Origin of the sequence: Mycobacterium sp., from assembly GCF_049683355.1 — a bacterium.
In the GTDB taxonomy this organism is placed as follows: domain Bacteria; phylum Actinomycetota; class Actinomycetes; order Mycobacteriales; family Mycobacteriaceae; genus Mycobacterium.
This window is the reverse complement of the sequence record NZ_JBAUJB010000317.1, coordinates 32,735-48,100: the sequence shown is the minus strand read 5'-3', so window position 1 is coordinate 48,100 and position 15,366 is coordinate 32,735. Positions and strand designations below refer to the sequence as shown.

General features: G+C 65.8%; 9 protein-coding genes and 1 pseudogene. All 10 read right to left on the bottom strand.

Going from position 1 to position 15,366, the window contains the following annotated elements; all coding sequences use genetic code 11:
- The coding region (locus WA944_RS18590) for a transposase family protein (protein ID WP_526647212.1) at nt 1-346 on the bottom strand (346 nt) is incomplete at its 3' end.
- 178 nt (nt 347-524) lie between these two features.
- Nucleotides 525-1,055, bottom strand: a pseudogene (locus WA944_RS18585) (type IV toxin-antitoxin system AbiEi family antitoxin); the annotation flags it as partial.
- Between the two features lie 152 nt (nt 1,056-1,207).
- Entirely contained in the window at nt 1,208-5,161 is a 3,954-nt protein-coding gene (locus WA944_RS18580) for a DNA-directed RNA polymerase subunit beta' (protein ID WP_526609312.1), read from the bottom strand.
- 54 nt (nt 5,162-5,215) lie between these two features.
- Nucleotides 5,216-8,737 (bottom strand): DNA-directed RNA polymerase subunit beta, encoded by a 3,522-nt coding sequence (gene rpoB, locus WA944_RS18575; RefSeq protein ID WP_526609310.1) that lies wholly within the window; start codon nt 8,735-8,737, stop codon nt 5,216-5,218.
- Nucleotides 8,738-9,016: 279 nt separating this feature from the next.
- Nucleotides 9,017-9,826 carry a hypothetical protein gene (locus WA944_RS18570; protein WP_526372359.1) on the bottom strand — a complete coding sequence of 270 codons (810 nt, stop codon included), beginning with the start codon at nt 9,824-9,826 and terminating at the stop codon, nt 9,017-9,019.
- Between the two features lie 42 nt (nt 9,827-9,868).
- Nucleotides 9,869-10,273, bottom strand: coding sequence for a hypothetical protein (locus WA944_RS18565; protein ID WP_526372358.1), 405 nt, complete (start codon nt 10,271-10,273; stop codon nt 9,869-9,871).
- A gap of 555 nt (nt 10,274-10,828) precedes the next feature.
- A complete protein-coding gene (locus WA944_RS18560) occupies nt 10,829-12,511 on the bottom strand; it encodes an alpha/beta hydrolase (protein ID WP_526372357.1) in 1,683 nt (560 codons plus the stop codon).
- A 508-nt stretch (nt 12,512-13,019) separates the two neighbouring features.
- Nucleotides 13,020-14,099: an ABC transporter ATP-binding protein gene (locus WA944_RS18555; protein WP_526372356.1), complete on the bottom strand. Its 1,080-nt coding sequence runs from the start codon at nt 14,097-14,099 to the stop codon at nt 13,020-13,022.
- A 165-nt stretch (nt 14,100-14,264) separates the two neighbouring features.
- Entirely contained in the window at nt 14,265-14,651 is a 387-nt protein-coding gene (gene rplL / locus WA944_RS18550; RefSeq protein ID WP_159233634.1) for a 50S ribosomal protein L7/L12, read from the bottom strand.
- Nucleotides 14,652-14,697: 46 nt separating this feature from the next.
- Nucleotides 14,698-15,231 (bottom strand): 50S ribosomal protein L10, encoded by a 534-nt coding sequence (gene rplJ, locus WA944_RS18545; protein WP_526609305.1) that lies wholly within the window; start codon nt 15,229-15,231, stop codon nt 14,698-14,700.
- Nucleotides 15,232-15,366: the final 135 nt, after the last annotated feature.

Below are 15,366 nucleotides of genomic sequence, written 5' to 3'. Positions count from 1 at the left end.
TGTGCAACCACATCCACGCCCCGATCAGCTGGTCAAGTTCGTCCGGGGCGAGCCGTTGCAGGCAGCGCCGGATCGTCGACTCGCACGGCGCAACGCCGGTGACACCGAGCCGCGCCAGCACCTCCGGAGCGGCATCGGCGGCCCATTCGGCGATCGCCACGAACGACTGTGCGCCGGCGAGCACCGCCGACAGCGCCACCGCCAGCACCCCGGTCAGACCGTGCCGAATCCCGCGCCGCTGGCGCGGGTCGGGCACCCGCGCCAGCAGATCCAACAACCCCTCTGGCGCGGGCGGAATCTCGGCCAACTCGCCCAGCAGCGGGTCGGAGTCGTCGACAACGGACAAGATGGGCGATGATGGCACAGCGGGCACGGCAGCGCTTTCTGGGATGTGGCTGGTGTGGAAACTGTGATCATCTCGTGCTCTGCCGTGCCCGTCCTGTAACCACACCAGTCCCGCGTGTCACGCCTGCAACGCTGCAGGTCAAACGCTCAGGTCACGACTTTGCCGACACCGTGTGCACCACCAGTTCCCTGACGTTCACGATGCCGCGCCGGCCCTTCTGCTCGCGGATGGCGGCCTCGAGCTCACCCCGAGTGCAGGCACCGGAGCGCAGCGCCGCGTCCAAGGTCGCCAACGCCCGTGGCCGTCGCAGTGCGCGGGCAGTCTCCACCGCGGTCCACGCCGGCGCTGTCACCAGGCGAGAACCGACACGCCGAAGCGGGGCGCCAAGCCGCTGGTGAACCATCAGCCCGGCGTTGGGCCGCATCCGCACGCCGGGGTCGAGGATGTGGATTCGCGGGTCAGCCTCGGTGCTGAAGCCGTAGATTCCCGCAGCGGTGTGCATGCAGGCGACGATCCTTTTGCCCGTCATCAGATCCAGCCCAGCCAGCCGCATCTCGACATCGGGTTGCCGCTGCGCATACACCCCGTGCCACACCCGTTCCAGGGCGCCGGCCTCCAGATGCGCGGCGAGCGTCTTGCGGCTCAGTACCGACAGCAACTGTTCCCGGGTGGCCAGGCCGGAAGGCTCGAACAGGTCGTCGAGGATCACGGGTAGAGCGTGCCGCCCCGCAGCGCCACCGCCAGGGAGTTGATGCATCACCTGTGGATAAAGCCCGGGCTGTGGAGTGCCCAGCAGACGCAAAAGTCCCCGACACGCCGAGCGTGCGAGGACCTTTGCGTCTGCTCGCGCAGAGAGGGTGACTAGCGGTAGTCGCTGTAGCCGTAATCGTCCAGCGGCACCGCAGCACCGGTCGCCTGGCCGAAGTCCGGGCTGTAGTACTGATCCTCGTAGGACGGGATCGTGTACGCCGCTGCCCGTGCCTCTTCGGTGGGCTGCACTTGGATGTTGCGGTAGCGGCTGATGCCGGTACCGGCCGGGATCAGCTTGCCGATGATCACGTTCTCCTTCAGACCGTTGAGCCTGTCGCTGCGGCAGTTGATCGCCGCATCGGTCAGCACCCTGGTGGTCTCCTGGAACGACGCCGCCGACAGCCACGAATCGGTGGCCAGCGACGCCTTGGTGATGCCCATCAGCACCGGACGACCCGCCGCGGGCTCGTTGCCCTCGGCGACCACCCGACGGTTCTCCGACTCGAACTCGCCGCGCTCGGTCAGCGACCCGGGCAGGAACTCCGTCGCGCCCGAATCGATGATAGTGACGCGTCGCAGCATCTGCCGGACGATCACCTCGATGTGCTTGTCGTGGATCGACACACCCTGGGCGCGGTAGACCTCCTGGACCTCCTTGACGAGGTGGATCTGCACCTCGCGGGGGCCCTGGACGCGGAGCACCTCGTGCGGGTCGGCGGAGCCTTCCAGCAGCTGCTGGCCCACCTCGACGTGGTCGCCGTCGGTCAGCAGACGCTCGGAGCCGTCGTCGTGCTTGAACACCTTGAGCCGCTGGCGGCGAGTGAGCTTGTCGTACACGACCTCTTCGCCCCCGTCATCGGGAACGATGGTGATCTTGTAGAACTTGTCGCTCTCCTCCAGGCGGATCCGTCCGGAGACGTCGGCGATCGGGGCACGGTTGCGCGGAACGCGGGCCTCGAACAGCTCCTGAACCCGGGGCAGACCACCGACGATGTCCTGACCACCGGTGACACCACCCTGGTGGAAGGTACGCATCGTCAGCTGCGTGCCGGGCTCACCGATGGACTGCGCGGCCACGATGCCGACGGCCTCGCCGATGTCGACCAGCTTGCCGGTCGCCATCGAACGGCCGTAGCACATCGCACACACGCCGGTGCCCGTCGCGCAGGTCAGCACGGAGCGGACCTTGACCTCGGTGATGCCGGCCGCCAACAGCGCGTCGATCGCCGGATCACCCAGGTCGTGCCCACGCTCGACGACGACGTTGCCGTCGGCGTCGACCGCATCGGTGGCCAGCGTCCGCGCGTAGGCGGACGTCTCGATGTGCTGATCGCGGACCAGCGGGCCGCCGTCCTGCAGCTCGGCCAGCGTGACGTTGATGCCGCGCTCGGTCTCGCAGTCGGTCTCCCGGACGATCACGTCCTGCGACACGTCCACCAGACGACGGGTCAGGTAACCCGAGTCGGCGGTACGCAGCGCGGTGTCGGCCAGACCCTTACGGGCACCGTGGGTGTTGATGAAGTACTCCAACACCGTCAGGCCCTCGCGGAACGACGACTTGATCGGCCGCGGGATGAACTCACCCTTCGGGTTGGTCACCAGGCCCTTCATGCCGGCCAGGGTGCGGGTCTGGGTGAGGTTGCCCGTCGCGCCGGACTTCACGATCGTGATGATCGGGTTGTCCTCGGGGTAGAACTCCTCCAGAGCCTTACCGACCTCTTCGGTGGCGTCCTGCCAGATCTTGACCAGTGCCTCGTTGCGCTCCGTCTTGTTCAGCGCGCCACGCTGGTACTTCTTCTCGATCGCGTCCGCTTCCTTCTCGTAGCGGTCCAGGATCTCCTGCTTCTGCGGCGGCACCAGCACGTCGGCCATCGAGACCGTGACCCCGCTTCGGGTCGCCCAGTAGAAACCGGCGTCCTTGAGCTTGTCGACGGTCTGTGCGACGACGATCATCGGGTAGCGCTCGGCCAGATCGTTGATGATCCGGGCCTGCACCTTCTTGTGCATCTGCTCGTTGACGAACGGATAGCCGCGCGGCATCAGCTCGTTGAACAGCACCCGGCCCAGCGTCGTGTCCGCGATCCACGGATCGCCCAGCTTCCAGCCGTCGGGGAACTGCTCGGCCTCGACCTCGGCCGGCGGACGCAACTGCGTCAGCCGCACCCGGATCTTGGCGCGCACCGACAGCCCACCGCGGTCCATCGCCATGATGGCCTCGGCCGGCGAGCTGAACACGCCGGACTCCGGCTCATCCTTGGCCGCAGGCACGTACTGGCCGACATCACCGTCGATCTCGGTGGTCAGGAAGTACAGACCGGTCACCATGTCCAGACGCGGCATGGCCAACGGGCGGCCCGACGCGGGAGACAGGATGTTGTTCGACGACAGCATCAGGATGCGGGCCTCGGCCTGCGCCTCCGCGGACAGCGGAAGGTGCACGGCCATCTGGTCACCGTCGAAGTCGGCGTTGAACGCCTCGCAGACCAGCGGGTGCAGCTGGATGGCCTTGCCCTCGACCAGCTGCGGCTCGAAGGCCTGGATACCGAGGCGGTGCAGCGTGGGTGCACGGTTCAGCAGCACCGGGTGCTCGGCGATGACCTCTTCGAGGACATCCCACACCTGGGGACGCTGACGCTCCACCATCCGCTTGGCGGACTTGATGTTCTGCGCGTGGTTCAGGTCGACCAGTCGCTTCATCACGAACGGCTTGAACAGCTCGAGCGCCATCAGCTTCGGCAGACCGCACTGGTGCAGCTTGAGCTGCGGGCCGACGACGATGACCGAACGGCCCGAGTAGTCGACGCGCTTGCCGAGCAGGTTCTGACGGAACCGGCCCTGCTTGCCCTTGAGCAGATCGCTCAGGGACTTCAGCGGGCGGTTACCCGGTCCGGTGACCGGACGGCCGCGACGGCCGTTGTCGAACAGTGCGTCGACGGACTCCTGCAGCATCCGCTTCTCGTTGTTGACGATGATCTCGGGCGCACCCAGATCGATCAGTCGCTTGAGGCGGTTGTTGCGGTTGATCACGCGGCGGTACAGATCGTTGAGGTCGGAGGTGGCGAAGCGGCCACCGTCGAGCTGAACCATCGGGCGCAGCTCCGGCGGGATCACCGGAACCGCGTCGAGCACCATCCCCATCGGGGAGTTGCGGTTGCTCTGGAACGCCGCGACCACCTTGAGCCGCTTGAGCGCACGCAGCTTCTTCTGGCCCTTGCCGTTCTTGATGGTGTCGCGCAGCGAGTCGGCCTCGGCGTCGATGTCGAAGTTCTCGATGAGCTTCTTGATCGACTCCGCGCCCATGGCGCCCTCGAAGTACTCGCCGTAGCGGTCCTGCAGCTCGCGGTAGAGCAGCTCGTCGACGATCAGCTGCTTGGGTGCCAGCTTGGTGAACGTCGTCCAGATCTCCTCGAGCCGGTCCAGCTCACGCTGGGTCCGGTCACGGAGCTGACGCATCTCACGCTCGCCGCCGTCCCGCACCTTGCGCTTGACGTCGGACTTCGCGCCCTCTTCCTCGAGCTCCTTCATGTCGGCCTCGAGCTTCTGGGCTCGGGCCTCCAGATCGGCGTCGCGCTGATCCTCGACCGCCTTGCGCTCGACGGCCATCTCGGCCTCCAGCGTCGACAGCTCGTTGTGCCGCATCTCGGTGTCGACCGCGGTGATCACGTAGGCGGCGAAGTAGATGATCTTCTCGAGATCCTTCGGCGCCAGATCCAGCAGGTAGCCCAAGCGCGACGGGACGCCCTTGAAGTACCAGATGTGGGTGACGGGGGCGGCCAGCTCGATGTGACCCATCCGCTCACGCCGCACCTTGGCCCGGGTCACCTCGACGCCGCAGCGCTCACAGATGATGCCCTTGAAGCGCACCCGCTTGTACTTGCCGCAGTAGCACTCCCAGTCGCGAGTCGGTCCGAAGATCTTCTCGCAGAACAAGCCGTCCTTCTCAGGCTTGAGAGTGCGGTAGTTGATGGTCTCGGGCTTCTTGACCTCGCCGTAGGACCAGTTACGGATGTCGTCCGCGGTGGCCAGACCGATGCGGAGTTCATCGAAGAAGTTGACGTCTAGCACGTAACTCCCTTTCCCCTTGCGGGACTAGAAAATTTTCGGGTCAACGGGCGAGGTCTAGGCAAGATCCTCGACAGAAGCTGATTCGTTGCGGGACAGGTTGATGCCGAGGTTGGCAGCTGCACGCTCCAGGTCCTCGTCATCGCCGTCACGCATCTCGATCGCGGCGCCGTCCGAAGACAACACCTCGACGTTGAGGCACAGCGACTGCAGTTCCTTGAGAAGCACCTTGAACGACTCCGGGATACCGGGTTCGGGGATGTTCTCGCCCTTGACGATCGCCTCGTACACCTTGACGCGTCCCACGGTGTCGTCGGACTTGATGGTCAGCAGTTCCTGCAGCGTGTAGGCGGCGCCGTAGGCCTGCATGGCCCAGCACTCCATCTCGCCGAATCGCTGACCACCGAACTGCGCCTTACCACCCAGCGGTTGCTGGGTGATCATCGAGTACGGACCGGTCGAGCGGGCGTGGATCTTGTCGTCGACCAGGTGGTGCAGCTTCAGGATGTACATGTAGCCCACCGTCACCGGGTACGGGAACGGTTCGCCGCTGCGGCCGTCGAACAACTGGGACTTGCCCTCGGCGTTGACCATGACGTCACCGTCGCGGTTGGGCAACGTCGAACCCAGCAGGCCCTCCAACTCACCCTCGCGGGCACCGTCGAAGACCGGCGTGGCCACGATGCTGTCGGGTTCTGCGGTGCGCAGTTCCTCTGGCAGCTTCGACGCCCATTCCGGGACACCCTCGGCCACGTTGATGTTCCAGCCGGCTTTCGCCACCCAGCCCAGGTGTGTCTCGAGAATCTGGCCGATGTTCATCCGTCGCGGCACACCGTGGGTGTTCAGGATGATGTCGACCGGGGTTCCGTCCGGCATGAACGGCATGTCCTCGACAGCCAGGATCTTGCCGATGACGCCCTTGTTGCCGTGGCGTCCGGCGAGCTTGTCACCGTCGGAGATCTTGCGCTTCTGGGCCACGTAGACGCGAACCAGTTCGTTGACCCCGGCGGGCAGCTCGTCGTCGTCCTCGCGAGAGAACACCCGGATGCCGATGACCTTGCCGGACTCACCGTGCGGCACCTTCAGTGAGGTGTCGCGGACCTCGCGGGCCTTCTCACCGAAGATGGCACGCAGCAGCCGCTCCTCCGGCGTCAGCTCGGTCTCACCCTTGGGTGTGACCTTGCCGACCAGGATGTCGCCGTCGCGGACCTCGGCGCCGATGCGGACGATGCCGCGCTCGTCGAGATCGGCCAGCACCTCATCGGAGACGTTCGGGATGTCCCGGGTGATCTCCTCAGCGCCCAGCTTGGTGTCGCGGGCGTCGATCTCGTGCTCCTCGATGTGGATCGAGGTGAGCACGTCCTCTTCGACCAGGCGGTTCGACAGGATGATCGCGTCTTCGTAGTTGTGACCCTCCCACGGCATGATCGCCACGAGCAGGTTCTTGCCCAGCGCCATCTCACCGTTCTCGGTGCACGGCCCGTCGGCGAGGACCTGCCCCGACTCGACACGCTGCCCGGCGTCCACGATGGGACGCTGGTTGGCACAGGTGCCGTGGTTGGAGCGGGCGAACTTGCGCATCCGGTAGGTGTGCCGGGTGCCGTCGTCGGCCATCACGGTGACGTAGTCGGCCGAGACCTCCTCGATGACGCCCGCCTTCTCGGCGACGACGACATCGCCGGCGTCGATCGCGGCGCGCAACTCCATCCCGGTGCCGACCAGCGGTGCCTCACTACGCACCAGCGGAACCGCCTGGCGCTGCATGTTGGCACCCATCAGGGCACGGTTGGCGTCGTCGTGCTCGAGGAACGGGATCATGGCCGTGGCCACCGACACCATCTGGCGCGGCGAGACGTCCATGTAGTCCACATCGCTGGCCGACACGGTCTCGACCTCGCCGCCCTTACGGCGGACCAGGATGCGCTCTTCGACGAATCGGCTGTCCCCGTCGATCGGCGAATTGGCCTGCGCCACGACGTGGCGGTCCTCCTCGTCGGCCGTCAGGTACTCGACGTCATCGGTGACAACACCGTCGACCACCTTGCGGTAGGGGGTCTCGATGAAGCCGAACGGGTTGACCCGCGCGTACACCGACAGCGAGCCGATCAGACCGATGTTCGGACCCTCAGGGGTCTCGATCGGGCACATCCGGCCGTAGTGGCTGGAGTGCACGTCGCGCACCTCGAGGCCGGCACGCTCACGGGACAGACCGCCGGGGCCCAGCGCCGACAGGCGGCGCTTGTGGGTCAGACCCGAGAGCGGGTTGTTCTGGTCCATGAACTGCGACAGCTGGCTGGTGCCGAAGAACTCCTTGATCGCCGCCACGACGGGACGGATGTTGATCAGCGTCTGCGGCGTGATGGCTTCGACGTCCTGGGTGGTCATCCGCTCACGGACGACCCGCTCCATGCGGGACAGGCCGACGCGGATCTGATTCTGGATCAGCTCGCCGACCGTGCGCAGCCGTCGGTTACCGAAGTGGTCGATGTCGTCGGTCTCGACGGGCACCTCTGCCCCGCCGGGAGCGGTCATCGTCTTGTCGCCCTGCTGCAGCCGCACCAGGTACTCGATGGTGGCGACGACGTCCTCTTCGGTCAGCGTCGAGCTGGTGATCGGTTCCCCGACGTTGAGCCCGAGCTTCTTGTTGACCTTGTAGCGGCCCACCCGAGCCAGGTCGTAGCGCTTCTCCTTGAAGAACAGGTTCTCCAGCAGGGTCTGCGCGGACTCCTTGGTCGGCGGCTCGCCCGGGCGCAGCTTCCGGTAGATGTCCAGCAGCGCCTCGTCGGTGCCTGCGGTGTTGTCCTTCTCCAGCGTGCCCATCATGATCTCGGAGAAGCCGAAGCGCTCCACGATCTGCTCGTTGGTCCAGCCCAGTGCCTTGAGCAGCACGGTGACCGGCTGGCGGCGCTTGCGGTCGATGCGGACGCCGACGGTGTCGCGCTTGTCGACGTCGAACTCCAGCCACGCACCGCGGCCCGGGATCACCTTGACGCTGTGCAGCGTCTTCTCGGTGGACTTGTCGATCGACTCGTCGAAGTACACACCGGGCGACCGGACGAGCTGGCTCACCACGACACGCTCGGTGCCGTTGATGATGAAGGTGCCCTTCTCGGTCATCATCGGGAAGTCACCCATGAAGACCGTCTGGCTCTTGATCTCGCCGGTGTTGTTGTTGATGAACTCGGCCGTGACGAACAGCGGTGCCGCGTACGTCATGTCCTTGTCTTTGCACTCGTCGACCGGGGCCTTGACCTCGTCGAAGCGCGGATCGGAGAACGACAGCGACATCGAGCCGGAGAAGTCCTCGATCGGCGACAGCTCGGTGAGGACCTCTTCGAGGCCGCCCACCGGGCTCACCAGACCGCGACCCGCGGCATTGGCGCGCCAGCGCTCGGAGCCGATCAGCCACTCGAACGAGTCGGTCTGAACGTCGAGCAGCCCCGGAACCTCGAGAGGCTCGCGGAGCTTGGCGAAGGAGATTCTATTGGGTGCTCCGGGAACGGAACTATTGGTGGAAGCTACTACGGAATTTGTTGCCTCGATCTGGCGGGACCCTGCCAAGATGCATCCTTCCAGCACCTCAAGCGACTATCAGGAGCCGGAAAGGACCGGACCATTTGTCGCGTTATCTGCGTCGGTTCGGCTGGCCGATCAGGACCGCAACTCTGACGCACGGCACGCAACTAGATCACTGAGCAAAGGACTCAGGCGTAGTCCACGATGTCGTAGGCGGGTGAGGTGGGCAGGATGCAGCCAGCGCAACGTCCAACAGTACCGCAGGACGGCCTATTCCTCAAACGCCGCCGGCGTTCCGCATGCCGGAGCCGGCTGGGCGCTGGCCGGCGTCCCTGGTCACTCTCATCCCTGCACACATTGCTGGCCAATAGATTGGCCCGGTTTCGCCCCTTCGTCAAGAGATAGAAGTGTGTTGGGCGCAGAAATCGAGGAGTTTTCTGCCGACGGCACAACGCAGGTCGCGAAGTCGAGACCGAACACGAGGTCCGAGAAGAACTGGAACAGCTTGTCGATCAGCGTCAGCCGCTGCGGCGGACCGGGCGTCACGTAGGCCGTGGCGGTGCCTCTGGGCGTGTCGATCTCCAGCAGCTCTCCTGCGGCACCGTAGTACGGCGACCCCGGCGTCGGCGCCCCGGAGAACATGTCGTTGATCCAGGCGGCGCTGAGGATCTCGGCGGCCTTGACGTTCTCGACCCTCGACCAGCCGGTGACCAGGTTCAGCCCGGCCTGGATCAGCGGGTTTCCACCCAGCATGGTGTCGGAGTGCGATCCCCCGACCAGCCGCACACCGGTGAACTCGCCGGGCCGGGCCTCCGCGAGGGCGATGCCGGAGGACCCGTTCATGTTCCAGTAGTAGGCCTTGCCGGCGAGGTTGTAGATCGGCACGTCGTCGGGCAGCACGGTGAGGGCCTCGGGCAGCACGTCGCCGAAGCCGACGCCGTCGAGCATGACCACGCCGGCAAGCCGGTCGATCGTGCCGTTGCCGGCCATGTAGCCCCCGGCTCCTGCGGCCAGCCCACCTCCGGCGGAGTGCCCGATGAGGACGACGTCGTGCACCCCGTCGAGCAGCGTCGGGCTGTAGCCGGCCGCGAGCGCGCTGTCGGCGAGAGCGGTGTTGCCGTCGACGAACAGGTCCGCCACCGCCTCGTGCATCGGTGATCCGCCGACCCAGCATCCGTCACACGCCAGGAAGTTCTAGGTCAGCGATGTGGCGACGACGATGCTCCCGGTCGCCTCGGCCAACCGGGTCGCGGTGTAGCTGTAGAACGGCCCGGCGGCCAGGAAACCGTGCTGCAGATAGATCAGTTGGGTCGGCGCCGGGCCTTCCGGTACATACCAGTCGGCGGGCACCTCGTAGCCGTCGCCGCAGTCGATCGACAGCCGGGAGGTGCGCACCGTGGTGGTGCTGCCCCAGGGAAGAAGCGGTGGTCCGCCGAACACCCTAATGGCGAACGAGTAGAGGTTGAAGACGATCGTCCCGGCGATGCTGAGCAGGGTCTGCCGCGGGGCGGCTGCCTCTGCCATGGGCTCGTCGATCGTCGTCGTCACCATCGCGAGCCGGGTCACCGCCGGCGTCGCCTCGGTTGCGGCGCGATCCATGTCGGCGGACTGGTCAGCTGCGGGCTCGTCAGCCGGGGCCTCGTCAGCCGGCGCCTCGTCAGCCGGGGCATCCGCGACGTCGGCGACGTCGGCGACGACCTCAGCCGCCAGGTCCGCCGGTTCGACAACCGTTTCGTCGATTTCGTCAGTGGTCTCCGCGTCGGCGATGTCAGGCTCGTCGGCGTCCTCGGGCTCGGGTTCGTCGGCAGCCTGTTCGGCGTCCTCCTCAACCTCGGACTCGGCCTCCTCAACCTCCGCCTCGGACTCGGTGTCGTCGTCCCGCTGCGGTCCCGGGTCTTGGGAGCGGTACCGGCGCCGTCCGGCTCGCTGCGTGCGCCACCCGGATCCGAGGTGTCCGACGTCGACGACTCACTTCCGGCACCCGGCTCGGTGGCAGCCATCGCCGCCCCGGCCCCAGCCAGCATGGCCGCCGAGACGCCGGCCGCGATCACGCCGGCACCCACCATCATCGACATCCGGTCGTACATCGGTGCCCCCGTCCAAATCTGGCAAACCGTATCGCGGCGGAACCGCTCGCGATGCAAGTTTCGGCGATCAGGCCGCGAAAGTCCCCGGACCGCGGACCGCAGCGCTGTCCGCCGGCTTCCAGAACGGCACGTAGGTGCAGTTCTGGGTGGTCGGGTTCAGCAGGCACGCGTACACCGTTTCGACGAAGCCGAGTTCGACGGGTTTGGCGGGTACCACCTGCGCTGATGCCGTCCACCAACCGACGACGATGTTCACGGTGGAACCGGAGGTCCCGTACAGGCCGGTGGTCTGGGTGCCATGGAACATGTCATTGATCCAGCCGGAAGCGAGGATCTCGTTGGCCCAGACGTTCAACGGGGACGAGAAACCGGTGGCCAGGTATGCAGCAAACTGGATGAACGGGTTGCTGCTCTGCATCGAATCGGAGTGACTGCCGCCGTCGACGACGATACCGGTGAACATACCCGGTCGCGCCTGCGCGAGTCGCAGGTTGGCGTCCCCGAAGGTGTTCCAGCTGTACGGTTCGGCCGCCAGGTTGTAGACCGGAATCGAATGAGGGATCTTCGCCAGATCCGAGTCCATGTAGTCGAGATGGCCGGCTCCGTCGAGCATCACCACACCGGCGAGGTTGTCTGCGATCCCGAGCTCGGACATGTAGCCGGCGGTGCCGGCGACCAGTCCGCCGCCTGCCGAATGGCCGGCCAGGACCAGCCGGGTGGGCAGCGTCCCGGCAAATCCCGCGGCCTGCGCGCTGGCGTTGAGGGCTGCCTGATCACCACCGAACAGGTCGGCGATCGCACGATGGGTCTCCGGAAGCATCAACGGGTAGTTCGCCGTGTCGAAGATGTTCCACGTCATGGTGGGTGCGACGACGATGCTGTTCGTCTTCTCCGCCAGGTACGCGGCCGTCGCGTTGTAGAAGGACGCGGTGGCGAGGAACCCGTGCTGGAAGTAGATCAGCCCCGTCGGTGGTTCGTCGTTGTCGGGGAAGTACCAGTCCGCGGCGACTTCGACGCCATCACCGATCGTCAACGTCGACCTCTCGACGCGCACGCTGCTGCCGAACGGCGCCCGCGCCGGACCGGCGAGGAACTGCACGGCGCTGGTGTAGAAGTTGTAGACGAGCGAGCCCACGCTGTTCAGCAAGGTGAGCAACTCCGAAGGGGTGGAGTCCAGCCCCGGCACGCTCTGTGCGGCCGCCCGCATCACGGCGGCACCGTCGCCGCTGGTGATGTCAGCCTCGATGCTCGACACGAATCGACTCGGCATTTCGGCGGCGTCGACCGGGTCGGCGTCGACTGCGTCGACCGAGTCGACGGGGTCGACTGTGTCGACGGGCGCTTCCGACTCTTCTGCGTCGACCGGGTCGGCTTCGACGACGTCCTCGGCCGGGACGTCCTCAACCTCGGTCTCGGTCTCGGGCTCGGGTGTCCGGTGATTTCCGCCCGTGCCCGACCGAACGTCTGAGCTGTGCTCGGGGGTCTTTTCTCCGGATTCCCCGGTCTCGGGCTCGTCTTCGGGCTCGGATTCTTCGCCGTCGGCGTCTGTCTTGTCCTCGGCTCCTGGCTTGTCGGGGTCGGACTCGGCGGTGTCGTCGCGCTTGTCCGAGTCCCGCGCGGAGTCCTCGCGAGACGTCCTTGTGGGCTTCTTGCTGTCCGCGTCGGAGTCGCTGGAACCGCTGGAATCCTCGGAACCCGAGGACCGCGCTGCATCCGAACGTGATGCCGATCCGTCATCCGCTGTAGCCACGCCGGCCCCTGCCAACATCGCTGCGGAAACACCCCCCGCTAGTACGCCTGCCCCCAGCCAGACCCGATAGCGGTCGACCATGTTCCTCCTGTTCAGAAATCGCGGAGTGACGGCGCAAAAACCTCTCGACTGCTGGGCTTATACACGAAAGGCGCGATTCTGGCAAACTGTATAGGCGAGCACGACAACTTTGCAAGACCTCACGACGACAAAATTGACGGGCGTGGAGAAGCAGAGATCAGACTGCTTGCACGGCAAGTATCGAGTAGAGGTCGACACTTTGTCGGTGACCGGCCCGCTCGGAGCAGAGTGTTTTCTGTCAAATTCCGCTGAATCAGCAACGGGAGACGCCGCGTCACCATGATCGGCCGACGGCTTGCCGATGCAACTTCTGTCGGTTGCTGGATCTGCGGGGTGCCGCGGACGGCTCAGGCAGGTAGTGCCCAGAAACGGGTGCGCGCCCGCCCGGCAATGCCGGACGGGCGCTTACCCGGTGAGTGTGTGTCGGTCAGCGATCGCCGGCCACCGGGATGCGACCGGTGGGGGCGTCGTCTTCGGCGCGATGGTGGACGGCGGGGTCGCCACCGAATTCGTGCGAGCTGTACTTGTGCGTGCCTTCGAGGTCGTCGCGAATGGCTTCCTGCGCCGCCGGCGGCAGGCTGCTCATGATCTCGCGGACCCGGGCCTGGCGGCGACCCACAGCCTGGCGCTCCGGCATACCCGGGGTCGCCTGGATCTGCGGCGGCACACCCTCGATCTCCTCGGTGCCACCGTCATGGTGTCCGGCGTCGACCATGGCCTGCTCTTCGGCCATCGTGCCTTCGTCCTTCTCCTCCGACATACCGATCGGCCCGATACGGCGGCCGTTGAGGAACTGCTTGACCACCGGCTCCTCACTGGTGAGCAGCACCTCACGCGGCCCGAACATCACCAGCTTCTTACGGAAGAGCATGCCCATGTTGTCAGGCACGGTGCGGGCGATGTTGATGTTGTGCGTCACGATCAGGATCGTGCAGTCGATCTGGGCGTTGATGTCGATGAGCAGCTGCGAAAGATAGGCGGTACGCACCGGGTCCAGGCCCGAGTCCGGCTCGTCGCAGAGGATGATCTGCGGATCGAGCACCAGGGAGCGGGCCAGACCGGCACGCTTGCGCATACCGCCGGAGATCTCACCGGGGAACTTCGTCTCGTCCCCGCCCAGGCCCACCAGATCCAGCTTCTCCATCACGATCTGACGGATCTCGCTTTCCTTCTTCTTGGTGTGCTCACGCAAAGGAAAAGCAGTGTTGTCGTACAGGCTCATCGAGCCGAACAGCGCACCGTCCTGGAACATCACGCCGAACAGCGTGCGGATCTCGTAGAGCTCCTTGGCGGTGCACTCGATGATGTTGGTGCCGTCGACGATGATCTTGCCGCGCTCCGGGCGAAGCAGACCGATCAGCGACTTCAGGAACACCGACTTACCGGTACCCGACGGGCCCAGCAGAACGCTGACCTCACCCGCGGGGAGGTCGAACGTCACGTCCTCCCAGATTCGCTGGGGACCGAAGGACTTCGTCAGTCCTTCAACCTGAATACCAATGCCCACGCGAATTCCTCTCGCCAATGCTCGACGCCACGCCTCATGTTCCCCGCCTGTGGCTTGAGTCACTGTAACCTACGGCCCCACGCGACAACACTCGGTCGGTGAACAACCGCCCGAAACGACTGTAGGACCGGTCTGTTTGCCAGACCAGCCCTACAGCGGACGCGACTACTTGACGGTGACCGAAGCGCCTGCGGCCTCGAGCTTGCCCTTGGCCTCGTCGGCGGCTTCCTTGGAAACCTTCTCGAGCAGCGGCTTGGGGGCGCCGTCGACCAGATCCTTGGCCTCCTTGAGGCCCAGACCGGAAACGATCTCGCGGACGACCTTGATGACGCCGATCTTCTTGTCGCCGGCACCCTCGAGGATGACGTCGAACTCGGACTGCTCCTCGGCGGCCTCGGCGGGCGCGGCCGCAGCGGCGGGCCCGGCGACGGCGACCGGCGCGGCGGCGGTGACGTCGAAGGTCTCCTCGAACTTCTTGATGAACTCCGAGAGCTCCAGCAGCGTCAGTTCCTTGAACGCGTCGAGCAGGTCGTCAGTGGACAGCTTGGCCATGATGTGGTCCTTCCTTGTTTTCTTCTTGGCTGGTGGTTGTGGGGTGTTACGCGGTGTCCGGGTCGTCGCCGGCTTTCTTGTCCTGCAGCGCGGCTGCCAACCGGGCAACCTGCGACGCCGGAGCGTTGAACAGGCCGGCGGCCTTGGACAGATTTGCCTTCATCGCGCCGGCCATCTTGGCCAGCAGCACCTCGCGCGACTCGAGGTCCGCAATGCGGTTGACTTCGTCCACAGACAGCGCTCGGCCGTCCATGTAGCCGCCCTTGATGACCAGCGCCTTGTTCTCCTTGGCGAAGGTCTTGATCGCCTTGGCGGCGTCGACGGCCTCGCCCTTGACGAACGCGATCGCGGTCGGCCCGACGAACATCTCGTCGAGACCCTCGATGCCCGCCTCTGCCGCGGCACGCTTGACCAGCGTGTTCTTGGCGACGCGGTAGCTGGCGGTGTCGCCCAGCGACCGCCGAAGCTCGGCCAGGTTGGTCACCGAGAGTCCTCGGTACTCGGTGACGACCGTTGCCGTCGACGAGTTGAACCGTTCGACGATGTCGGCAACCGCGGCGGCCTTGTCATCTTTGGCCATGCATGCCTCCTCGTTGGTGTGTGCAACCGCCGGGGGCAGGGCCGGAAAAGACGAACGCCCCGACGCAGACAGGTCGGGGCGCGCACAGGCTAACCTCGTCCTCCTACGTGGGCCGCCCGGTGATCCGGGACCTTC